The sequence below is a fragment of the Sphingomonas sp. NCPPB 2930 genome (assembly GCF_042867205.1).
Lineage (GTDB): Bacteria > Pseudomonadota > Alphaproteobacteria > Sphingomonadales > Sphingomonadaceae > Sphingomonas.
The window spans coordinates 587,588-609,237 of the sequence record NZ_JBHZQU010000001.1 but is presented as its reverse complement, the minus strand read 5'-3'; the positions used below and the strand labels follow the sequence as shown (position 1 = coordinate 609,237).

Genomic DNA, 21,650 nt, shown 5'->3' with positions numbered 1-21,650 from the left:
TTAACCCAGCAACCCCGGCGGCTCGCGTCCCGCGAAATGCGCCTCCAGATTGGCGACAACCATCGCCGCCATCTCGGCCCGCGCCTCGCGCGTGGCGCTGCCCTGATGCGGGGCGAGCACGACATGGTTCATCCGGCGCAGCGCATAGGGCACGTCGGGTTCCTCGGCGAACACGTCCAGCCCCGCACCCGCGATCCGGTGCGCCTCCAGCGCTGCGATCAGCGCCTCCTCGTCGATCAGGCTGCCGCGCGCGATATTGACGATCACCCCCTCGGGCCCCAGCCGGTCGAGCATCGCCGCATCGACCAGATGGTGCGTGTCCGCCCCGCCGGGCGCGGCGAGGATCAGCACGTCGCTCTCCGCCGCCAGCGTCGCCGGGTCGGGGACGAAGCGCCATGGCACGGGCTTGGCCGAGCGGGCGGTGTAGAGGATCTCGCTGGCGAAGGGCTCGGCGCGCCGGGCGATCGCCTGGCCGATCCGGCCCAGCCCGAAGATGCCGATCCGTCGCCCGCTCGCGCGTCGGCCCAGCGGCACCGTCCAGTTGCCCATGCGCATCGCGCGGTCGTTGGCGGCGACCCGCCGCTCGACCGCCAGCCACAGCGCGATCGCCTGGTCGGCGACATCCTCGGTCAGCGCATCGGGGGTGATCGCGATGCGGATGCCGCGCGCGGCCACCGCCTCTCGGTCGATCCGGTCATGGCCGACGCCGTGCACCGCGATGATCTCCAGCGCGGGCAGCCGGTCGAGCAGCGCCTGGTCCACCGTCATCATCCCGCCGCCGACGATCGCGCGGGTCGAGGGCGGGGCGTCGTCGCGATGAAGCTGGAAGCGCTCGGCAAGCGCCAGTTCCAGCGCGGGCGGAATGGACGTGGCCAGGAAGAGGTCGTGCGGCATGCCCGCCAGTCTAGCGCGATTTGCGGCGAAAGTCCGCCACATGAGGCAAGCGCAACGGGCTGGGCCGCACGGCCGGTGACGCCATGGCTGTCCCTGTCGGCCACGGGCTGCTATGTTCGTGCAATGTTCGCCGTTTCTGCCTTTCTCCCGCGGCTCGACAGCCACGCCGTCCAGCCGCTAGGGCGCGTGTCGTGACCGACCAAGACCGTCTTTTGTCCGCCAGCCGCCGTCCCGAGGATGTCGACGCCGCGCTCCGCCCCAAGAGCCTGGACGAGTTTGTCGGCCAGCAGGCCGCGCGCGACAATCTGCGCGTCTTCATCCAGGCGGCGAAGGGGCGCGGCGACGCGCTGGACCATGTGCTGTTCTTCGGCCCGCCGGGGCTGGGCAAGACGACGCTGGCGCAGATCATCGCGCGCGAGATGGGGGTGGGGTTCCGCGCGACCTCGGGCCCGGTCATCGCCAAGTCGGGCGATCTCGCCGCGCTGCTGACCAATCTCGAGGATGGCGACGTCCTGTTCATCGACGAGATCCACCGCCTGCAACCCGCGGTCGAGGAAGTCCTCTACCCCGCGATGGAGGACCGCGTCCTCGACCTGATGATCGGCGAGGGGCCGTCGGCGCGCTCGGTTCGGATCGACCTGCCGCGCTTCACGCTGGTCGGGGCGACGACGCGCCAGGGGCTGCTGACCACGCCCTTGCGCGATCGCTTCGGCATTCCGGTCCGCCTGCAATTCTATACGGTCGCCGAGCTGACCCGCGTCGTGACCCGCGCCGCGCGGCTGCTCGACCTGCCGATCGCCGAGGACGGCGCGGTCGAGGTCGCGCGCCGATCGCGCGGGACGCCGCGTATCGCGGGGCGGCTGCTGCGCCGGGTGCGCGACTTCGCGACGGTGGCGGGACATGAGATCGTCCATGCCGCCGCCGCCGACCAGGCGCTCAACCGGCTGGAGGTCGATTCGCTGGGGCTGGATGCGATGGACCGGCGCTATCTGACGATGATCGCCGATGTCTATCGCGGCGGCCCGGTGGGGGTGGAAACGCTCGCCGCCGGACTGTCCGAGCCGCGCGACACGATCGAGGAGGTGATCGAGCCCTATCTGATCCAGCTCGGCCTGCTGGCGCGGACGGCGCGGGGGCGCATCCTGAATGCGGGCGGGTGGAAGCATCTGGGGCTGAACCCGCCGGTGGGGTCGCAGGACGGGTTGTTCGACGCCTGAGGGGCGGGCGGGGCCGTTCGAAAAGGACCCCCGCCGGTCGGACGACCGGCAGGGGCCAGGCAGGGTATAACTCGGCTCGACCCTCGGTCGGCTGGACCGGGCGGGAGTGTCGTCGCCATCCTGCATGATCGGCAGGCCATCCGGAGCAGCCGGGCCGCCGCCATCCAACGAAGCCTTGCCGCATCGGTTTCGTTGATCCCGTCGAACAGATGGAAAACGCGTCGCATAGTATTATGCGGTTAATACACTTGAACCGCGCGGCCATCCCCTCCACACTAGGCGGCAAGGTATTTGGAGACGCGTAATGGCCACGACCGCCGAGACTGTGACCGGGGAAAAGGGGCTGACCCTGACGCCGCCCGATCCCGTGCCGACGGTGGCGCCGTCCCAGGCCGCGGGGCTGGTCCCGGTCGACGACAAGACCCGCAGCCAGCTGGAGCAGAAGGTCGACGGCTTCGTCGCCGAACTGATCGCGCAGGACGTCAACAGCCCCGAATTCGGCCGCCGCGTCGATGCGATCACCGCCATGGGGCAGAAGGAAATCCGCGAGGCCGCCAGCCAGTCCAACCGCTTCCTCGACCGCCCGGTCAAGGCGATGGACGGCGAGACCGGGGTGGGCAAGGACCTGACCGAACTGCGCCGCGTGGTCGAAAGCCTCGATCCCGGTCGCCAAGGCAATCTCTCCGCCCCGCGCAAGCTGCTGGGCATCCTGCCCTTCGGCAACAAGATGCGCGACTATTTCGACGGCTATCGCTCGTCGCAGACGCATATCGCCGCGATCCTGAAGAGCCTGTCCTCGGGCCGCGACGAACTGCTGATGGACAATGCCGCGATCGATACCGAGCGGGCGAATCTGTGGTCGGCCATGGGGCGGCTGGAGCAGATGATCCATCTGTCCAAGACGATGGACGCCAAGCTGGAGGATACGGCCAACGAGCTGGATCACACCGATCCCGCCAAGGCCAAGGCGATCCGCGAGACCGCCTTGTTCTACACGCGCCAGCGGACGCAGGACCTGCTGACCCAGATGGCGGTCACGGTGCAGGGCTATCTGGCGCTCGATCTGGTCAAGAAGAACAATGTCGAGCTGGTGAAGGGCGTCGACCGCGCCTCGACCACCACCGTCTCGGCTTTGCGCACCGCCGTCACCGTGGCGCAGGCGCTGGCCAACCAGAAGCTGGTGCTCGACCAGATCACCGCGCTCAACTCGACCACCGCCAACATCATCGATTCGACCGGCAAGCTGCTGCGCAGCCAGACCGCGCAGATCCATGAGCAGGCGGCGGCGTCGACCATCCCGCTGGAGACGCTGCAACGCGCCTTCCAGAATATCTATGACACGATGGACGCGATCGACAGCTTCAAGCTGAAGGCGCTCGATTCGATGAAGACCACCGTCACGACGCTGGGCAACGAGGTCGAGAAGTCGAAGGGCTATATCGCGCGGGCCGAGGGGGCGCAGAACCCGCAACTGACCGGCGGCGCATCGTCGTCGTCGTCGTTCAAGCTGGAGGCGCTGTAAGGTCGTGACCACACCCCGCTCGAACGAGGTCGATGCCCAGATCGAGCGTGCGCGCGAAGTGATGGCGCGCATCTCGCAGGATTATCGCGGGTCCGCGCAGCAGACCGTCAAGCGGGTGCGCCGCCGCGCGCGCTCGGCCCTGCAACGCGTGATCCTGATCGCGGTCGCCAATGCCGTCATCCTGATCGCGGCGATGGTGACCGGGCTGATCCTGCCCGGCGGCATCGGCATTTTCGGGGCATTGGCGGCGATGATGCTGATGATCGCGGTGACGCTGGCGATCGCCCTGGCCCCGGCCGCGCGCGCGCCCAGCCCGGCCAGGCTGGCGCAGGTCGATATCAAGGCGTTGCCCGCGCAGACCGAACGCTGGCTGGAGGCGCAGCGCCCCTTGCTGCCCGCGCCCGCCGTGCAGCTGGTCGACCGGATCGGTCAGCGGCTCGACACGCTGTCGCCGCAGTTGGCCGGAGTCGACAACGACACCGCCGAGGCGATGGAGGTCCGCCGCCTGATCGGCGAGCAGCTGCCCGCCTTTCTGCGCGATTATGAGCGCGTGCCCGAGCCGCTTCGCCGGGTCGAGCGCAACGGGCGGACGCCGGATGCGCAGCTGGTCGACGGATTGAAGCTGATCGAACAGGAGATTGGCGACATGACCCAGCGTCTGGCCCAGGCCGATCTCGACAGCCTGTCGACGCGCGGGCGCTTCCTGGAAATGAAATATCGCGAGGAAAAGGCGGAATGATCCGGCGCGCGGCGGTGGTGGTGTTGATGATGCTCTCCACCGCCGCGACGGCGCAGGACGGGCCGAGCAAGGCGGACTGGGACGCGATCAACGTATCGCTGAAGCAACTCAAGGACGGCCGCTATCTCGACGCGGCGGAGATATTGCGGCCGCTGGCCTTCGACGCAGCGGGCAAGCCCAAGCCCGGCATCTTTTATAGCCAGTGGCGAGAGGCGCGGACGCGTATGACGGCCGAGCCAGTCGGTCCCGAGCCCCAACCGTCGGACGAGCCCGAGGCGAGGGCGGCTGCCGAGCGTCTGGCTACCACCACACCCCATGATGCGATCGCCGAGATCGTTGCGCGCGCGGCCAAGACCCGCGTGGTCATCCTCAACGAAGATCACGGCCTGCCGCGCGACCGCGCCTTTGCGCTGGAAGTCGCCCGCGCCTTGCGTCCGCTGGGATACTCCGTGCTGGCGGCGGAAACCTTCTGGAACACGAACGATCAGGCACCGATGGTTCGGTTGGCGAAGGATGGCTATCCGATCCACAGTTCGGGTCATTATACTCAGGACCGGTGTTCGGAGATTTCGTTCGGCAGTCGCTCGCCATGGGCTATCGTCCAGTAGCGTATGAACAGATGGAAAGTGGCAACGGTTCGACGAGTCGTGCCGATAGCATCGCCCGGCGCGAAGACGCGCAATCGAGCCATCTGGCGCAGGTGCTGGCCGCCGATCCTAAGGCCAAGATGTTCGTCTATGTCGGCCATAGCCATGTCGCCGAGCAGCCTATCGACGACCGAAGCAATGCCAAGCAAAGTTGGATGGCGACCCTGTTGAAGGCCAAGACCGGCATCGACCCGCTGACCATCGACCAAGTTACGCTGGGACAGAGGCCAAGTGGCTATAACGGTCTCGCTCGCCGGGTATTGGCGGCCAAGACATCGGGCCGGTCGGTGGTGATGTTCGACGGGGATCGCCCGGTCGTGGTCGGCCAATATGCGGGGGCAGTGGATTTGCAGGTCTATCACCCCGTCACCCGCATGGTGAAAGGGCGCCCCGACTGGTTGGCGGCAATGGGGCGCAAGCCGATGGCGATCCCGCCGGGCTTCGTGACGCAAAAGGGCGAGCGGCTGGTGCAGGCGTTCGTCGCGGGAGAGAGCGATGATGCGATTCCCGTCGATCAGGTGCTCGTGCGCGCGGGCCAGGATGTGCCTGCGCTCATGGTGCCGGATAACAAGCCGTTGCGATTGGTGATGCAGGATCCGACGCCGCTCGCTGCCAAACCCTGACTCTTTCCGTCGCTGCGCTCGCCATAACGAGCCTGGGCTACGGGCCATGTCACCACATATGAAAAGAGGCTGCCGGGACGTCATCACGACGGCCCCGGCAACCCCTAAACATGGTCAGCGGCCGGAGAGCTCCAGCCCGGGAGACCATGCGGGCCTCATGACATCGGACACGGCCGTTGATTGGGGGAGAATACCCCCCGGACCGCATCCATCGATGTCAGAGACCGGCCCCCCGAACGAACTGAACCGACCCCCTTGCTGAACCATGAGACATCGGATCACCTCCTTTCGCTAGTGGATAGCCAACGCGCCCTTTCAAAGTGCGCAACCGCAATGTGCGTAGTCGAAAGTCGATAAACAAGACTTGTAATGCAACGATGTTTGGCCGAGCATCTTGCGCCCGCCAAATGGCCGGGACTCAGCCCCGACAATCCTCGATCACGCGTCCGATCTCGGCATAGGCGGGAATGACGAGTGGCACCTGGCCCGCTTGTTCCATCGTGAACCGCCCCCGGCTGAACGCCATGGCGTCGAGCAGCGGGTCGGCGGCGGGCAGCAGGATTTCCGCCCCCGTCGCGACGGCGCGCGCGGTCAGTGTCTTGGTCGTGCTGGAGGTGCGGACGGTGATGCTCCCGGCGACCGAGGCGGGGCGGTCCAGCCTGATCTGGCGGGTGCGCGGATCGCAGGTCAGCGCCAGCCGGGTGACCCCCGCCGTACCGAACACCGCGGTCGACCCTTGCGCGGTGCGCCGATAGCGCCAGTCGCCGGGCGTCAGCGGCCAGTCGCGCCAGTCGGAGCCCAGCACGGGACGCGGTGCGGGCGGCTGCGGGGCCGGGCGGGGCGTGTGACGGACCGGCGGAGCGGCCTCGGGGCGGGTGGCGGGGATACAGCCCGACAGGGCGGCCGCCGCGACCATCGTCGTGGCGAGGGGGGCAAGGGACAAGCGACGCATTGCCCCCAGCCTATGGGCGAGCATCAACTATCGCTCAACCCCGTGCTGCGGCAGGCCGTGCCGTTGCGGCGGGCACCGGAACCCGGCCTCGCCCTGGCGGGTTTGAAGGGCGATAAACGGAGGTTAAGAATGGCCGATCACGATACGCCGACCCTGATCCTGGTCCAGTCCAATGTCGCGGGCACGCTGAAGCTGGAGAGCCGCGACGGCGACACGATCGGCAGCGTCTATTCCTTCATGGTCCACAAGCGATCGGGCCGCGCGACGCATGCGGTGCTGGCGCTGGGCGGGTTCCTGGGCATGGGCAAGAGCTTCTACCCGGTGCCATTCAGCCTGTTGCAGTTCGATCCGGTGAACGACCAATATGTCATCACCGTCGACCGCCGCCTGCTGGAAGGCGGTCCGAGCTGGGCCAACAACGCGCCGATCTTCGACCAGGCCTATGCCGACCGAGTCGCGGGCTATTATGGCGTGACGACGGAGAATCTCGACCTGGGGTGAGAGGTGGAGGCTCGGTTTGCGGGGTTTCCCGCAGGCGTTCGCCTTGTCCGAATTCCCGAATAATAGCCATCGATACGCCCCGACGCCTTTCGCCCCGCGTGACCCGATAGCCCCTCTCCCGGCAGGGGGAGGGGTTGGGGAGGGGCTTAGGCCAAACAGGTCCAGCTTGGGCGAGCGAGTCCAGAGGCTCGCGCGCTCGCCAAGCGAGCGCCACCCCTCACCCAGCTCCGACTAAGCCTTTGCTTTCGCAAAGACCAAGTCTGCGCAACCCTCTCCCCTCTGCGAGGGGCGAGGGAGAGGAGGCATTACTGAGTATCGATCGGCCCTGACGCGGCCTGGGGTCCCTGCCGTAACCGCGTTGGGGTCGCGAACAGCTCCGACCCTGAGCCCTTGCGGTGCGGGCCCTCCCCCATCCCCTCCCGCTTGCGGGAGGGGCGGGTTTGGGAAAGCGGGATGCGTGCCTCATGGGGAGTTCACATGGGGCGGTTGCCCCTTCGATCAGTTCGCCTTGCGCCCGCTGGCGAACTTCTTGCTCTTGCCGAACCGCGTCTTGCGGGTTCCCGGCTTGCCCTCGTTGGAGCGGCCCATGATCGGGGCCTTCTGCTCATGGACGGGCAGGCCCAGTTCCTCATTCTCGAGCTGCCGGATCTCGTCGCGCAATCGGCCTGCTTCCTCGAATTCGAGGTCGGCGGCGGCCTTGCGCATCTTCTTTTCGAGTTCCTCGATATAGGCGCGCAGATTGTGACCGACCATGTGCGGACGGTCCTCATCGATCGGCACGGTCACCTGATCGCCGCTGGCGACATGCGCGATGATGTCGCCGATCTGGCGGCGGATCGTCTGCGGCGTGATGCCATGTTCGGCATTATAGGCCATCTGCTTCTCGCGACGCCGTGACGTCTCCGACATGGCGCGTTCCATCGATCCGGTGATCCGGTCGGCATACAGGATCACGCGGCCGTCGACATTGCGTGCCGCGCGCCCGATCGTCTGGATCAGCGAGGTCTCGGACCGCAGGAACCCTTCCTTGTCCGCGTCAAGGATAGCGACCAGCCCGCATTCGGGAATGTCCAACCCCTCGCGCAGCAGGTTGATGCCGATCAGCACGTCGTACACGCCCAGGCGCAGGTCGCGGATCAGCTCGATACGCTCCAGCGTCTCGACATCGGAGTGCATGTAGCGAACCTTGATCCCCGCCTCGTGCATATATTCGGTCAGGTCTTCCGCCATCCGCTTGGTCAGCGTGGTGACGAGGGTGCGATAGCCGAGTTCGGTCGTCTTGCGCGCCTCGATGATCAGGTCCTGCACCTGTTCCTCGACCGGCTTGATCTCGACCGGCGGGTCGATCAGCCCGGTGGGGCGGATGACCTGTTCGACAAAGACGCCGCCGGTCTGCTCCATCTCCCAATTGCCGGGCGTGGCCGAGACGCTCACCGTCTGCGGGCGCATCGCGTCCCATTCGTTGAACCGCAGCGGCCGGTTGTCGATCGCCGACGGCAGGCGAAAGCCATATTCAGCCAGCGTGATCTTGCGCCTATGGTCGCCGCGCGACATGCCGTTGATCTGGCCGATGGTGACATGGCTCTCGTCGACGAACAGAACCGCGTTTTCGGGCAGATACTCGAACAGCGTGGGCGGCGGCTCGCCGGGCAGGCGGCCGGTCAGGAAGCGGCTGTAATTCTCGATGCCGTTGCAACTGCCGGTGGCGGCGATCATCTCCAGGTCGAAATTGGTGCGCTGCTCCAGCCGCTGGCGTTCCAGCAACTTGCCCTCGATCTCCAATTCCTTCAGCCGCTCGGCCAGCTCGAACTTGATCGCTTCGACCGCCTGCTTCATCGTCGGGCCGGGCGTCACATAGTGGCTGTTGGCGTAGATGCGCACCGAGTTGAGATGCGCGACCTTCTTGCCGGTCAGCGGGTCGAACTCGACAATCTCCTCGATCTCGTCGCCGAAGAACGAGACGCGCCAGGCCGAATCCTCATAGTGCGAGGGGAAGATTTCGAGATTGTCGCCCTTCACCCGGAAATTGCCGCGCATGAAGGCGGCGTCGTTGCGCTTATACTGAAGCGCGACGAGCTTGCGGATGATCTCGCGCTGGTCGACGCTCTGACCTTTCTTCAAATCGAAGATCATCGCCGAATAGGTTTCGACCGAGCCGATACCGTAAAGGCACGATACCGAGGCGACGATGATGACGTCGTCGCGCTCCAGTAGCGCGCGCGTCGCCGAGTGGCGCATCCGGTCAATCGACTCGTTGATCGAGCTTTCCTTCTCGATATAGGTGTCGGACCGGGGCACATAGGCTTCGGGCTGGTAATAGTCGTAATAGCTGACGAAATATTCGACCGCATTGTTGGGGAAGAAGTTCTTAAACTCCCCGTACAACTGCGCCGCCAGAATCTTGTTGGGCGCCAGGATCAGCGCGGGGCGCTGCAACTCCTCGATCACCTTCGCCATGGTGAAGGTCTTGCCCGATCCGGTGACGCCCAGCAGCACCTGGTCCTTGTCGCCCGCGCGCGCCGCCGCGGTCAGTTCGCGGATCGCGGCGGGCTGGTCGCCGTTCGGCGTATAGTCCGTCACCAGCTCGAACCGCTTGCCGCCTTCGGCCTTTTCGGGGCGCGACGGGCGGTGGGGGATGAAGCTGACCCCGGTTTCGGGCTCGTCGAGGGTGGTGCGGATCTGGATCGCCATGGGTGCGAATATGGGTATCTGTTCCCGTTTCGTCACCCGTCGATCTGGGTTAGCATCCGGCAAAATCGCGAAAAAGGGGAATCCATGCGCCACGTCATCGCCGCCGCGCTTCTGCTGACCGCCGCACCGGCCTTTGCCGAGCCCGATTATGCCGCCGCGGTGAAGGCGGATTACGACCGCGACCTGGGCAAGCTCTGGGACTGGTTCCACCGCAACCCCGAACTGTCCTTTCGCGAGGTGAAGACCGGCGCGCGCATGGCCGCCGAGCTGCGCGCGGTGCCGGGCATGGTCGTGACCGAGAAGGTCGGCGGGACCGGCGTGGTCGGCGTCCTGAAGAACGGCGCGGGGCCGGTCGTGCTGCTGCGCGCCGATATGGACGGCTTGCCGGTCGAGGAGAAATCCGGGCTCGCCAATGCCTCGACCGTGCGACAGGTGGGCGTGGACGGGGTGGAGGCGCCGGTGATGCACGCCTGCGGCCATGACACGCACATCACCGCGATGGTCGCGACCGCGCGGCGGCTGGCGGCGCTCAAGGATCGTTGGCGGGGCACGGTGGTCTTCATCGTCCAGCCCGCCGAGGAACGCGTCGGCGGGGCCAAGGCGATGGTGGCGGACGGCCTCTATAGCCGCTTCCCCAAACCCGATTATGCGGTCGCCTTCCATGTCGATGCCGAGCGCGCGGCGGGCACGGTGTCGGCGTCGGAGGGCATCCAATACAGCTCGTCCGATTCGGTCGACATCACCGTGCCCGGCATCGGCGCGCATGGGGCGAGCCCGCATATGGGCAAGGACCCGGTCTATATGGCCTCGCAACTGGTCGTGGCGCTCCAGGGGCTGATCAGCCGCGAGCAGCAGCCGCTCAAGCCCGGCGTCATCACGGTCGGCTCCTTCCATGCCGGGTTGAAGCACAACATCATCTCGGACCAGGCCAAGCTCCAGGTGACGGTGCGTGCCAATGACGAGGCGGAGCGGGCGCGGCTGCTGGCGGGCATCAAGCGGGTCGCGCGCGGGGTGGGCGAGATGAACGGCATGCCCGAGGACAAGATGCCGGTCGTGACCGTGACCGAGGGGACGCCGACCACGATCAACGACGCCGCGCTGGCCAAAAGGCTGAACGCGGTGATGGCGGCGACCTTCGGGGCGGATCATGTCACGCCGTTCGAGCAGAAGGGGATGGGGGCGGAGGACTTCGCCTATCTGGTCCAGCCGGACAGCGGGGTGCGCGGCTATTATCTGTCGGTCGGCGGCACGCCCGCTGCGGCGCTGGCGGCGGCGAAGGCGGGCGGGCCCGCGATCGCGTCGCACCACTCGCCCCAGTTCAGGATCGCGCCCGAGCCCTCGATCGTGACCGGCGCGGTGGCGACGACGGCGGCGATCCTCGATCTGTTGAAGCCGGGGGCGATGGCGTCGCTCTGACCCGTCGGCGTGGAACGGGGCGGTCGTCGCGCGGCCGCCGGCCCGTATCGCGACGCTGCGGCGCGATCAGCGATGGCGGCGTGCGACGCGGACCTGCCACAGCATCAGCAGCGAGACGACGCCCAGTTCCATCGCCAGCCCCAAGCGATGGCCGGTCGAGGGCGCGCCGACCATCGCCCAGGACAGTGCCCGCGCCATGCCGCCCGCGATCACCAGCGCGCCCAGCAGGCGGAAGCGCGCGCCCTTGCGCTCGATCGCGGGCACGCAGGTGACGAAGGCGAGCCCCAGGCCCAGGAAGATGCCCGAGACATAGCGGAACTGGCTGTCGAGATCGGCCGGGATCGACGGCGCATGGCCCAGCCAGCCGGGCCCCCTGACGACGCTGATCCCCCCGATCGACAGCGGCACCAGACAGGCGATCGCAACCACCGCCTGCAGCGCGCGACGCTCGGCGATCAATCCAGTATCTCCTTGCGGACATGGATCGCGCGAAGCGAAATCCGCACCTCGACCATGAAGGCGATCAGGCACAGCGTCAGCAGGCTGACCGACAGGATGAAGGCCAGCGCGATCCAGGTGCCGATATGGAATTTGCCGAGATTGGCGATGAACAGCACCGCGATCACGATGCAGGCCATGACCGCGCTCGACACCGCCAGGAACAGCGCGGCGTTGATGATCGACATGCGCCGGTCGAGCAGCCGCAACTCCCATTTGTGGCGCAGCAGGTCGGGGCCGTGATCGATCTTATGGATCATCATCTCCAGCCCGCGCGCCCGGTCGATCACCCGCGCCAGCCGCCCCGCCAGGACGTTCAGCAACTGCCCGATGGCGGCGAGCAGGAAGACGGGGGCCAGCGACAGCTGGATGGTCTGGGCGATGGTGGCGACGGCGGGAAGGGTAGGCATGTCCGCGAAATGGTGGCGTGTCGTGCGCGGTCGGGCAAGGGGGAAGTGCTGCCCCGCCACGGGGCTGCCCGTCACCGAATTCGCGGAGGAACCTTTCGGGCGATCAGCCCTTGGCCAGCATCTTTTCGGCGCTGGTCTTCACGAACTCGCCGATCGGGCCCGCCATCATCGACAGCATCATCGGGATGGTGACGGTGCCGGTGATCGCACGGTCGGCGACCGCCATATCGGCCTTCACCGTCTGTCCCATCGCGATGATGGTCAGCATTAGCCGGTCGTCGGCGACCCATTCCGAGGAAACCTGTCCGCCGCCGGGAATCTTGGATTCCAGCTTGGGCAGGCCCCGCTCGATCCGGCGGCGCGCCTCGGCATGGCCCAGCTCGTGGGGGATGTCGAAATTGACCGATGCCATGGCGCAAATCCTCTCGTCCCGGTGAACGGGCGGAGTGGCGGCCCTTTACGTCAACGTCAAGCAGCGAGCGGCAAATTATTCAGAATGTTAGGCTGATGCACGATCAGGTGCACGATCAGGGAAAATGGAGCGGGTAACGGGAATCGAACCCGTGTATTCAGCTTGGAAGGCTGCTGCACTACCATTGTGCTATACCCGCTCGGATCCGGCGCCGCTATCGACCCTAGCCGATCGGCGGGGATGGTGGAAGGGACTGGATTCGAACCAGTGTACGCTCACGCGGGCAGATTTACAGTCTGCTGCCTTTAACCACTCGGCCACCCTTCCGGGGTGTCACTCCATCGGAGCGAGGCGCGCCAAATGCCGAAGCAAAGCACGGCTGTCAACGCCGTTTTGCGGGTTTTTTGGCCGGAATGTGCGATCACTCGCTTGCATCGCCCGGGACCGGGACATAGCCTCTGTCCCATATCAGTTACCTGGGGGTTTTCATTTCGATGCGCGTTTCCCTGCTCGCCGCCGTCGCGGCGGCCGCCCTGTTGCCCGTCACCGCCGCCTCCGCCCAGGATCGTGCCGCCGCCAACCGGATCATCGACGAGGGCATGAATCACAGCCAGGCGATGCAGACCGCCCAGCATCTGACCGACGTGATCGGCCCGCGCATGACCAACAGCCCCGCGATGCGCACCGCCGAAGCCTGGACCGCCGGGCAATTCGCCAAATGGGGATTGAAGAACGTTCATAAGGAAGGTTTCGCCTTCGGGCGCGGCTGGTCGATCGAGCGGGCGAGCGTGCGGATGGTCTCGCCCCGCCCGTTGCAGCTGACCGCGATCCCCATCGCCTGGACGCCCGCCACCAACGGCGCGGTCACCGCCCCGGTGATCGTCGCGCCGATGAAGCGTGAGCGCGACTTCGACAAGTTCCGGGGCCAGTTGCGCGGCAAGATCGTGATGGTGTCGCTGCCCGGCACCGGCGACGAACCCGGCACCGCGCCCTTCCGCCGCCTGTCGGGCGAGGACATCGCCAAGCTCGACCTCTACGTCCAGCCCGAGCATGATCCCGAAAGCGCCGATCGCCGGATGAAGCGGCTGGACTTCGCGCAGAAGCTCGACGCCTTTCTGAAGGCCGAGGGCGCGGTCGCCTATGTCACGCAGAGCTATCGCGACGGCAAGCTGCTCCACGGCGAGGGCTATCTGTTCGGACGCGGTGAGACGCCCGCGGTGCCGGGGATCGAGCTGGCCGCCGAGGATTATCGCCGCCTCGCGCGGCTCGCCAAGGTCGGTCCCGCGCCCACCATCGAGGTGCTGAGCGACGTGCGGTACGACGACAGCGACGAGAACGCCTATAACATCATCGCCGAAATTCCCGGCACCGATCCCAAGGCGGGCTATGTGATGGCGGGCGCGCACCTCGATAGCTGGGTCGCGGGCGACGGCGCGGCGGACAATGCGGCGGGCAGCGCGATGGTGATGGAGGCCGCGCGCATCCTGGCCGCCACGGGACAGCGGCCCCGGCGCACCATCCGCTTCGCGCTCTGGTCGGGCGAGGAGCAGGGGATTCTCGGCTCGATGGCCTATGTCGAGCAGCATCTGGCGACGCGCGGGCGGCCGGGCGATGCGCCGCAGACGGGCCTGAAGCGCTATTATGGCTGGACGAATCGCTGGCCGATCACGCCCAAGCCGGGTTACGGTGATCTGGCGGCGTACTTCAACATCGACAACGGCTCGGGCAAGCTGCGCGGGCTCTATGCCGAGAACAACCCGGCGGCGGTGCCGATGCTGAAGGAATGGCTGTCACCCTATGCCTCGATGGGGGCGGGCAATGTCGTCCAGCGGACGACGGGGGGCACCGACCATGTCTTCATGCAGGCGGTCGGCGTACAGGGGTTCCAGTTCATCCAGGACCCGCTGGACTATGGCAGCCGCATCCATCACAGCTCGGCCGATACCTTCGATCATTTGAAGGGCGAGGACATGCGCCAGGCCTCGGTCGTGCTCGCGGGGGTCTTGCTCGCGGCGGCGAATGCGGACAAGGCGTTGCCGCGTCCGCCGGTGCCGACCCAACCGGCATCGACCAACCCCTTTGCATATACGGATACCGACGACTGATGGCACGCCGAGGACATCGCCCCAGCCAGGCTTCTTCCAACCGCCCGCGCTTCTGGGGGCGGCATGCGGTGACGGCGGCGCTCGCCAACCCCAACCGCACCGTGCGCAAGATCTGGGGCACGCGCGAGGCGCTGGCCGCGCTCGACCTGCCGCCGGTGGTGCCGATCACCTATGCCGATGTGGCCGATCTGGGCCGCCTGGTCCCCGCCGACGCGCCGCACCAGGGCCTGGTGGCGGAGGTCGATCCGCTGGAGGACATGTGGCTGGGCGATCTGCTGCACGAGGGGCAGGACGACCGGCGGCCGCTGGTCGTGCTCGACCAGGTGACCGATCCGCACAATGTCGGCGCGATCCTGCGCTCGGCCGCCGCGTTCGACGCGCTGGGGATCGTGACCCAGGACCGGCATGCGCCGCCCGAATCGGGCACGGTCGCGCGTTCGGCCAGCGGGGCGCTGGAGACGGTGCCGTGGATTCGCGTCGTCAACCTCGCCCGCGCGCTGGAGGAGATCGCGGAGGCGGGCTTCTGGCGGATCGGCCTGACCGGCCATGCGAACCAGACGCTGGCCGAGGCGATGGGCACGCAGCGCATCTGCATCGTGCTGGGCGCCGAGGGCGAGGGGATGCGCCAGAATACCGAGGCGCATTGCGACGAACTCGCCAAGCTGCCGATCAGCCCGAAGGTGGAGAGCCTGAACGTCTCCAACGCGGCGGCGATCGCCCTCTACGCGGTGGCGGCGCGGTGATATTTCGGGGCGGCGGGGCTGGTCCTGCCGCCTTTTTTTGCGCGCGGAGCGGATCGTTGTCGACGGCGGAGCGTGGCCTTCGACTGCGCTCAGGCTGAACGGATGTTGGTATGGGTGGCTATGATCCCCAAACTCCGTTCAGCCTGAGCGAAGTCGAAGGCCACGGGTTTCACGCGGAGACGCGGAGATGTCCGGCTCCGGGTGATCGAAGCCCGCCATCACGACCGGCAGACTTTGCGACGGCTGAGGGGATGGAATGGCCTCGCGGCCAAACCCATCATCTCCGCGCCTCCGCGTCTCCGCGCGAAACAAAAAAAGGCGGGGCCGAAACCCCGCCCTCGACGTTCACGCGCGATGCGCCGTCAGTCCTCCGCCGCGATCCGCACCCGCATCCCGTCCTGCGCCGCGCCGAAGGGCAACTGGCACGACAGCCGCGAGGTCGCGTCGCGCTCGCTGGTCGAATCGAGCAGATCGTCCTCGTCCGGCCCGATCGCGGGCAGCGTGCCGGCGAATTCGGGATCGACATGGACATGGCAGGTCGCGCACGAGCAGCACCCGCCGCACAGCGCCAGCAATTCGTCGACGCCTGCATCGCGGATGACTTCCATCACCGACAGACCGGCCTCGCCGTCGATTTCGCGTTCTTCCCCGTCGCGGGTCACGACGATAAGCTTGGGCATGTCCATTCTCCTTGTCGGCCCTGATGTCGAAAGCGCCTCTGCCGGGCCTGAACGCGCGGATCAAGCATCATGGGGCTGAGCGCCGAACAGATTCGCGAAAGTCTCGACGCGCTGGCCGCCGCCGAGCCCGCCATCGCCGCGGCCGTGGCGCGCATCGGCTATCCCGAGCCGCGTATCCGCGCGCGCGGATACGCCACGCTGGTCCGCACCATATTGGGCCAGCAGGTCTCGGTCGCCTCGGCGGATGCGCATTGGCGGCGGCTGCACGAATTGCTGGGCGATGCGACCGATCCGACTCGGATGCACGGCGTCACCGACGAAGCACTGCGGGGTGCGGGCATCTCGCGCCAGAAGGCGGGCTATCTGCGCAGCCTGGCCGAAGAGGTGACGAGCGGCCGCCTCGATCTGGCCAATCTGCCCGAGGATGACGAAGAGGCGATCGCGCAACTGGTCGCGGTGAAGGGCATCGGCCGCTGGTCGGCGGAGGTCTATCTGCTGTTTGCCGAGGGGCGGACAGATATCTGGCCCGCCGGGGATCTGGCGGTGCAGATCGAGATGGGGCGGATCCTGGGCCACGACACGCGGCCCTCGGAAAAGCAGGTGCGTGCTCTGGCGGAGGCGTTTCGCCCCCATCGCAGCGCCTTGGCGATCTTCACCTGGCATCATTACGGCGCGGGCGCGGATGCGGCCCCGGTCTGAGAAAGGCGGGCCGACGGAGTTGCCCGGAATGAGCAGTCGTTGAACCGCCGAAACAACATATCTTAAGTTTTGATTGGTATCAGGAGAAAGGATGAGGAGCCAATCTCTTGAATATCAAAGAAAAGTGCCGAACGGGCGGCCTGTCCATAATGGCCATACTGGTCGTGGGCGGGGTCGTGACCGGGTTCGAGATTGACCGCATCCGGATCGGTGGCCCCCTGGCCGACGCCAATCAGGAGATCAGCGATCTCCAGGCGGATATCCTGCCGCCACCCGCCTATATCATTGAACCCTATCTGGAGGCGACGCTGCTCGTCCAGCATCCGGAAACGTTGCCCCGGCGCCGGGCCGCGCTGGCCATGCTGGAGAAGGATTTCCGGGCGAGCATCGCGCGCTGGCAGCGCTCGGCGATCGGCGACGGGCTGAAGCCGCTGCTCGTCGACCAGGCGGCGCGTCACGCCGACCGCTTCTGGACCGAGCTGGACGATGTGACGATCCCCGCCATCCAGCGCGGTGACCGCGCCGCGGCCAAGGCGAGCTATGCCCGGCTGACCCAGGCCTATGCCGCGCATCGCCGCGACATCGACACGCTGGTCGCGTCCGTTACCCGGGCACAGGGGCGCGTGACCGATGCCAGCCTGACGTCGCTGCACAGCACGATCGCGATCCTGGTGGCGCTGAGCCTGGTCATCGCCGCGCTGCTGGCGGGTGGGCTGGTCTATCTCATGCGCCGCGTGCTGGGGCCGGTCGGGGCGACCGCCGATGCGATGCGCCGGATGGCGGGCGGCGATCTGGCGCTGGCGCTCGACGGGGGCGAGCGCACTGACGAGATCGGCACCATGGTCTCGGCGGTCGAGGTCTTCCGCGTCGCCGCGCAGGCGCAACGGACCAACGCCGACAAGCAGGAAATTGTGGTGCGCGAACTGGCCTGCGCGCTCGACCAGCTGGGCGAAGGCAATATGACGCACCGGATCGGGAACACGCTGCCGGTGGAATATCGCGGGCTGGCCTTGTCCTTCGACGCGACGATGGAGCGGCTGACCCAGACGCTGTCGCGCGTCGCGGCGGCGGCGGGTCATGTCAGGACGGGGGCGACGGAGGTCCGCTCGGCGTCCGACGACCTGTCGCAGCGTACCGAGCAGCAGGCGGCCAGCCTGGAGGAGACGGCGGCGGCGATGGACGAGATCACCACCGGGGTCCGCGAGACGGCCGGGGGTGCGACGCGCGTCAACGCGGCGGTCACCGCCGCGCACCGCGACACCCGGGAATCGGGCAAGGTCGTCCGCCGCGCGGTCGATGCCATGGGGGCGATCGAACGCTCGTCGGGCGAGATTTCCGAGATCATCACGGTCATCGACGGCATCGCGTTCCAGACGAACCTGCTGGCGCTGAACGCCGGGGTGGAGGCGGCGCGCGCGGGCGATGCGGGCAAGGGCTTTGCCGTCGTCGCCAGCGAGGTGCGCGCGCTCGCCCAGCGTTCGGCCGACGCCGCTAAGGATGTGAAGGAGCGTATCCAGACCTCGTCGTCGCAGATCGGCACGGGTGTCGGGCTGGTCAGCGAGGCGGGGCGCGCGCTGGAGGCGATTTCGGTACGGATTGAGGAGATTGCCGGGCTAGTCGCCGAGATCGCGACCTCGGCGCAGCGCCAGGCGACCGGGCTGCAACAGGTGAATCTCGCGGTCGCCGACATGGACGGATCGACCCAGCAAAATGCCGCCATGGTCGAACAGGCCCATGCCGCCGCGCGCCATCTGGCGGCGGAGGCCGAGGGGCTGGCGCGCGAGGTGGCGCAGTTCCGGCTGACGCGCGGGGACGGATCGGCGGTCCGGGCGCCCGCCGCCGCGTCGCGCCCGGTACTGGCGCTGGCGCGGGCCGGCTGACGGGGCGCGGGTTCGTGGGGACTGGCATCGCCGCGCATGCGCCCTTAAGTCCTGTGGCATGTTGACCCCCGAACAGGCCCGCGACCGGGCCGCCGATATCGTCGCCCGCGCCCGTGCCGCCGGAGCCGATGCCGCCGACGCCATCTTCGCCGCCGATGCCGCGCTGGAGGTGTCGGTACGGCTGGGCACGCTGGAGGATGTCGGCCGGTCGGAGAGCGAGGAGCTGGGGCTGCGCGTGTTCGTCGGGCGGCGCTCGGCCAGCGTCTCGACCTCGGACCTGTCGGGCGATGCGATGGACCGCGCGGTCGAACGCGCGGTCGCGATGGCGCGCGAGGCGCCGGAGGATCGCTGGGCGGGCCTGGCGCCCGAGGAGCGGCTGCTGCACGGCGCGCCACCGATGCTCGACCTGGACGATGGCGGCGAGGTCGCGCCCGAGGCGCTGCGCGCCGCCGCGCTCGCCGCCGAGGAGGCCGCGCGCGCGGTGCCGGGCGTGACCAATTCCGAAGGCGGCGGCGCCTCCGCCTCGCGCATCGTCACCGCGCTGGCCACCAGCCATGGATTCGCGGCGGGCTATGCCGCCACCGGCTATGGCCTGTCGGTCAGCGTCGTGGCGGGCGAGGGCGCGGGCATGCAGCGCGATTATGCGCATCACGGCGCGCGCCTGCGTCGCCTGCTCGAAAGCCCCGAGGCGATCGGCACGCGCGCGGGCGAGCGGACCGTGGCGCGGTTGAACCCCGGCAAGCTGGCGAGCGGTGCGATGCCGGTGGTGTTCGATCCGCGCGTCGGATCGTCGCTGGTCGGGCATCTCGTCTCGGCGATCGCGGGGGCGGCGATCACGCGGCGGACCAGCTTCCTGCTCGACCGGCTGGGCGAGCGGGTGATGGCCGAGGGCATCCGTATCGAGGACGATCCGCACCGCCCGCACGGCCTGCGCTCGCGCCCCTTCGATGGCGAGGGGCTGGCGGTGTCGCCGACCGCGATCGTCGAGGACGGGGTGCTGGAGACCTGGCTGCTCGATTCCGCCTCGGCGCGGCAGCTGGGGCTGGAGCCGACCGGCCATGCCGCGCGCGGCACGGCGGGCGCGCCGGGCGTCTCGACCAGCAACCTCTATATGGCGGCGGGCCGGGTGCCGGTCGACACGCTGATCGGCGACATCGCCGACGGCGTCTATGTGACCGAGCTGATCGGCAGCGGGGTCAATCCGGTGACCGGCGACTATAGCCGGGGCGCGGCGGGCTTTCGCATCGTCGGCGGGCGGATCGCGGAGCCGGTTGCGGAGTTCACCGTGGCAGGCAATCTGAAGGATATGTTCCTCGCCATGACCCCGGCCCATGATCTGGAGTTCCGCTACGGCGTCAATGTGCCCACGCTGCGCATCGATGGAATGACGGTTGCCGGCGGCTGACCCGATCCCCGCCCGGGACCTGATCCCGGCGGTCGTGGCGGCGGCGCGCGAGGCGGCGGCGATGGCGCTCGCCCGCTGGCGCACCGATTTCCGCCAATGGGAAAAGACCCCCGGCAGCCCGGTTTGCGAGGTCGATCTGGACGTCGACCGGATGCTCCATGCCCGGCTGACCGCGCTGGTCCCCGATGCGGGCTGGCTGTCCGAGGAGACGGCGGACAAGCCCGACCGGTTGGCCGCGCGCCGGGTCTGGGTGGTCGATCCGATCGACGGCACGCGCGATTATATCCGGGGGCGCGAGGGCTGGGCGGTGTCGGTCGCGCTGGTCGAGGACGGGCGGCCGGTAATCGGCGTGCTGGCCGCCCCCGCGCGCGGCGAGCTGTGGCTGGCGCAGGCGGGGCAGGGCGCGACGCGCAACGGGCGCGCGCTGAGTGCGGGCTATTGCCGCCAGATGCCCGGTGCGCGGGTGCCGGTCGATGCGCTGCCCAAGGCCGATCGCGACCTGGTCGCCGTCTTCAAGCCCAATTCGATCGCGCTGCGCATCGCGATGGTCGCCGCCGACGAAGCCGATCTGGTCGCCACGCTGCGCTGGGGCAATGAATGGGACATCGCCGCCGCCGCGCTGATCGCGTCCGAGGCGGGGGCCGGGGTCGCCGATGCGCTGGGCCAGCCGCTGCTCTTCAACAAGCCCGATCCGCGCGCCTTTGGCGTCCTGGTGACGGCGCGGGGGCTTCAGGCTCCGGCGGTCGAACGGCTCGGCCCCCGCGCCCGCGAGGTCATCGTACCCGTCACCGGCTGAGCATCTGTTCGACCCATTCGGGCACCAGCTGCCCCGCCGGCCCGAGGCGGCTTTCGTCGAACCAGCCGCTTCCCTCCGAACGATCGAGGTTCAGCTCCAGCGTCGCCCCGCCATATTCCCGCGCCATCCGCACGAACCCGGCGGCGGGATAGACCGCGCCCGAGGTGCCGATCGACACGAACAGATCGGCCTCGGCCAGCGCCGCCTCGATCCGGTCCATGTGATAGGGGATCTCGCCGAAGAACACGATGTCGGGGCGAAGCGCACGCGTGGCGCAGGCGGGACAGGCGGTGCCGGGTGGGAGATCGCCCTGCCAGTCGAACCGCTCCCCGCAGCCCGCGCATAGAGCCTGCTTCAACGCGCCGTGCATGTGGAGCAGCCGCACCGCGCCCGCGCGCTCGTGCAGGTCATCGACATTCTGCGTGACGATCAGCAACTCGCCCGACCACGCCCGATCCAGCCGCGCCAGCGCTGCATGCGCCGCATTGGGCACGACATCGGCCAGCGCCGCCCGCCGCCGATCATAGAAAAGGTGGACGAGGTTCGGATCGGCGGCGAGCGCCTCGGGCGTGCACACATCCTCGACCCGGTGCCCTTCCCACAATCCGCCGGGGCCGCGAAAGGTGGCGATGCCGGACTCCGCAGAGATGCCTGCGCCGGTCAGGATGACGATGTTCGGGATCACGGTCATCTGAAAGAGAGTCCTTGCCATTGCCTGGGTGAAACGATCCAGCCTTAACGGTACAAGAGGTCGTTTTCAGTGCGGCGATCAACAGGATGCCACTCATCGCGAAGCCTTTGGCGGCAGGAGCGTCGAAAT

The 21,650-nt window shown here is 67.9% G+C and carries 21 protein-coding genes and 2 tRNA genes; 13 read left to right on the top strand and 10 right to left on the bottom strand.

What is annotated here, in order from left to right:
• Positions 1–903: a 2-hydroxyacid dehydrogenase gene (locus tag ACFX59_RS02895; protein ID WP_309704123.1), complete on the bottom strand. Its 903-nt coding sequence runs from the start codon at positions 901–903 to the stop codon at positions 1–3.
• A 182-nt stretch (positions 904–1,085) separates the two neighbouring features.
• Between ACFX59_RS02895 and ruvB the strand changes: the two genes are divergently transcribed.
• The 5 genes from ruvB to ACFX59_RS02870 all read left to right on the top strand — a co-directional run bounded on the left by ruvB (position 1,086) and on the right by ACFX59_RS02870 (position 5,642).
• Positions 1,086–2,111, top strand: coding sequence for a Holliday junction branch migration DNA helicase RuvB (gene ruvB / locus ACFX59_RS02890; RefSeq protein ID WP_309697291.1), 1,026 nt, complete (start codon positions 1,086–1,088; stop codon positions 2,109–2,111).
• A gap of 304 nt (positions 2,112–2,415) precedes the next feature.
• Positions 2,416–3,633 (top strand): toxic anion resistance protein, encoded by a 1,218-nt coding sequence (locus tag ACFX59_RS02885; RefSeq protein WP_387429467.1) that lies wholly within the window; start codon positions 2,416–2,418, stop codon positions 3,631–3,633.
• A 4-nt stretch (positions 3,634–3,637) separates the two neighbouring features.
• Positions 3,638–4,372: a hypothetical protein gene (locus tag ACFX59_RS02880; protein WP_387429465.1), complete on the top strand. Its 735-nt coding sequence runs from the start codon at positions 3,638–3,640 to the stop codon at positions 4,370–4,372.
• Positions 4,369–4,980 carry a hypothetical protein gene (locus ACFX59_RS02875; protein WP_387429462.1) on the top strand — a complete coding sequence of 204 codons (612 nt, stop codon included), beginning with the start codon at positions 4,369–4,371 and terminating at the stop codon, positions 4,978–4,980. Before ACFX59_RS02880 ends, ACFX59_RS02875 begins: the two co-directional genes overlap by 4 nt.
• Positions 4,929–5,642, top strand: a complete 714-nt coding sequence (locus tag ACFX59_RS02870; protein WP_387429459.1) for a hypothetical protein — start codon at positions 4,929–4,931, stop codon at positions 5,640–5,642. Before ACFX59_RS02875 ends, ACFX59_RS02870 begins: the two co-directional genes overlap by 52 nt.
• Before the next feature lie 418 nt (positions 5,643–6,060).
• Here ACFX59_RS02870 and ACFX59_RS02865 read toward each other — a convergent pair whose 3' ends face one another.
• Positions 6,061–6,594: a hypothetical protein gene (locus tag ACFX59_RS02865; RefSeq protein WP_354295888.1), complete on the bottom strand. Its 534-nt coding sequence runs from the start codon at positions 6,592–6,594 to the stop codon at positions 6,061–6,063.
• 129 nt (positions 6,595–6,723) lie between these two features.
• Between ACFX59_RS02865 and ACFX59_RS02860 the strand changes: the two genes are divergently transcribed.
• The gene (locus ACFX59_RS02860; protein ID WP_309697282.1) at positions 6,724–7,095 is read left to right on the top strand and encodes a PRC-barrel domain-containing protein; all 372 of its coding nucleotides are present in this window, start codon (positions 6,724–6,726) and stop codon (positions 7,093–7,095) included.
• A 498-nt stretch (positions 7,096–7,593) separates the two neighbouring features.
• Here the strand turns inward: ACFX59_RS02860 and uvrB are convergent, their stop codons facing one another.
• Positions 7,594–9,786 (bottom strand): excinuclease ABC subunit UvrB, encoded by a 2,193-nt coding sequence (uvrB, locus tag ACFX59_RS02855; RefSeq protein ID WP_387429628.1) that lies wholly within the window; start codon positions 9,784–9,786, stop codon positions 7,594–7,596.
• An 84-nt stretch (positions 9,787–9,870) separates the two neighbouring features.
• Here uvrB and ACFX59_RS02850 point away from each other — a divergent pair, with 84 nt between their 5' ends.
• Positions 9,871–11,202 carry an amidohydrolase gene (locus tag ACFX59_RS02850; protein ID WP_354295887.1) on the top strand — a complete coding sequence of 444 codons (1,332 nt, stop codon included), beginning with the start codon at positions 9,871–9,873 and terminating at the stop codon, positions 11,200–11,202.
• Between the two features lie 66 nt (positions 11,203–11,268).
• On the opposite strand, the gene ACFX59_RS02845 is transcribed toward ACFX59_RS02850, so the two are convergent.
• The 5 genes from ACFX59_RS02845 to ACFX59_RS02825 all read right to left on the bottom strand — a co-directional run bounded on the left by ACFX59_RS02845 (position 11,269) and on the right by ACFX59_RS02825 (position 12,849).
• Entirely contained in the window at positions 11,269–11,661 is a 393-nt protein-coding gene (locus tag ACFX59_RS02845; RefSeq protein WP_387429455.1) for a DUF4345 domain-containing protein, read from the bottom strand.
• Positions 11,658–12,110 carry a DUF2721 domain-containing protein gene (locus ACFX59_RS02840; RefSeq protein ID WP_307100671.1) on the bottom strand — a complete coding sequence of 151 codons (453 nt, stop codon included), beginning with the start codon at positions 12,108–12,110 and terminating at the stop codon, positions 11,658–11,660. The genes ACFX59_RS02845 and ACFX59_RS02840 overlap by 4 nt, the downstream gene beginning before the upstream one ends.
• 103 nt (positions 12,111–12,213) lie before the next feature.
• Positions 12,214–12,522 carry a polyhydroxyalkanoic acid system family protein gene (locus ACFX59_RS02835; protein ID WP_387429452.1) on the bottom strand — a complete coding sequence of 103 codons (309 nt, stop codon included), beginning with the start codon at positions 12,520–12,522 and terminating at the stop codon, positions 12,214–12,216.
• A gap of 125 nt (positions 12,523–12,647) precedes the next feature.
• A tRNA-Gly gene (locus ACFX59_RS02830) sits at positions 12,648–12,721 on the bottom strand.
• Positions 12,722–12,763: 42 nt separating this feature from the next.
• Positions 12,764–12,849, bottom strand: a tRNA-Tyr gene (locus ACFX59_RS02825).
• 167 nt (positions 12,850–13,016) lie between these two features.
• On the opposite strand from ACFX59_RS02825, the gene ACFX59_RS02820 reads away from it, so the two are divergent.
• Both ACFX59_RS02820 and rlmB read left to right on the top strand, forming a co-directional pair.
• Complete coding sequence (locus tag ACFX59_RS02820) at positions 13,017–14,627, top strand: M20/M25/M40 family metallo-hydrolase (protein ID WP_387429449.1); 1,611 nt, start codon at positions 13,017–13,019, stop codon at positions 14,625–14,627.
• Positions 14,627–15,370, top strand: coding sequence for a 23S rRNA (guanosine(2251)-2'-O)-methyltransferase RlmB (rlmB, locus tag ACFX59_RS02815; RefSeq protein WP_307100665.1), 744 nt, complete (start codon positions 14,627–14,629; stop codon positions 15,368–15,370). Before ACFX59_RS02820 ends, rlmB begins: the two co-directional genes overlap by 1 nt.
• Positions 15,371–15,732: 362 nt before the next feature.
• On the opposite strand, the gene ACFX59_RS02810 is transcribed toward rlmB, so the two are convergent.
• A complete protein-coding gene (locus ACFX59_RS02810) occupies positions 15,733–16,050 on the bottom strand; it encodes a 2Fe-2S iron-sulfur cluster-binding protein (protein ID WP_267434059.1) in 318 nt (105 codons plus the stop codon).
• A gap of 69 nt (positions 16,051–16,119) precedes the next feature.
• On the opposite strand from ACFX59_RS02810, the gene ACFX59_RS02805 reads away from it, so the two are divergent.
• The 4 genes from ACFX59_RS02805 (at position 16,120) to ACFX59_RS02790 (ending at position 20,830) form a co-directional block, all read left to right on the top strand.
• The gene (locus tag ACFX59_RS02805; protein ID WP_307100661.1) at positions 16,120–16,749 is read left to right on the top strand and encodes a DNA-3-methyladenine glycosylase; all 630 of its coding nucleotides are present in this window, start codon (positions 16,120–16,122) and stop codon (positions 16,747–16,749) included.
• Between the two features lie 149 nt (positions 16,750–16,898).
• Positions 16,899–18,629 (top strand): methyl-accepting chemotaxis protein, encoded by a 1,731-nt coding sequence (locus ACFX59_RS02800; protein WP_387429445.1) that lies wholly within the window; start codon positions 16,899–16,901, stop codon positions 18,627–18,629.
• Positions 18,630–18,687: 58 nt separating this feature from the next.
• On the top strand, positions 18,688–20,034 hold the full coding sequence (locus tag ACFX59_RS02795) for a TldD/PmbA family protein (protein ID WP_387429443.1): 1,347 nt from the start codon (positions 18,688–18,690) through the stop codon (positions 20,032–20,034).
• Positions 20,021–20,830: a 3'(2'),5'-bisphosphate nucleotidase CysQ gene (locus ACFX59_RS02790; protein ID WP_309701025.1), complete on the top strand. Its 810-nt coding sequence runs from the start codon at positions 20,021–20,023 to the stop codon at positions 20,828–20,830. The genes ACFX59_RS02795 and ACFX59_RS02790 overlap by 14 nt, the downstream gene beginning before the upstream one ends.
• On the opposite strand, the gene ACFX59_RS02785 is transcribed toward ACFX59_RS02790, so the two are convergent.
• Positions 20,820–21,521, bottom strand: coding sequence for an NAD-dependent deacylase (locus tag ACFX59_RS02785; protein ID WP_387429440.1), 702 nt, complete (start codon positions 21,519–21,521; stop codon positions 20,820–20,822). The genes ACFX59_RS02790 and ACFX59_RS02785 overlap by 11 nt on opposite strands.
• Positions 21,522–21,650 lie beyond the last annotated feature (129 nt).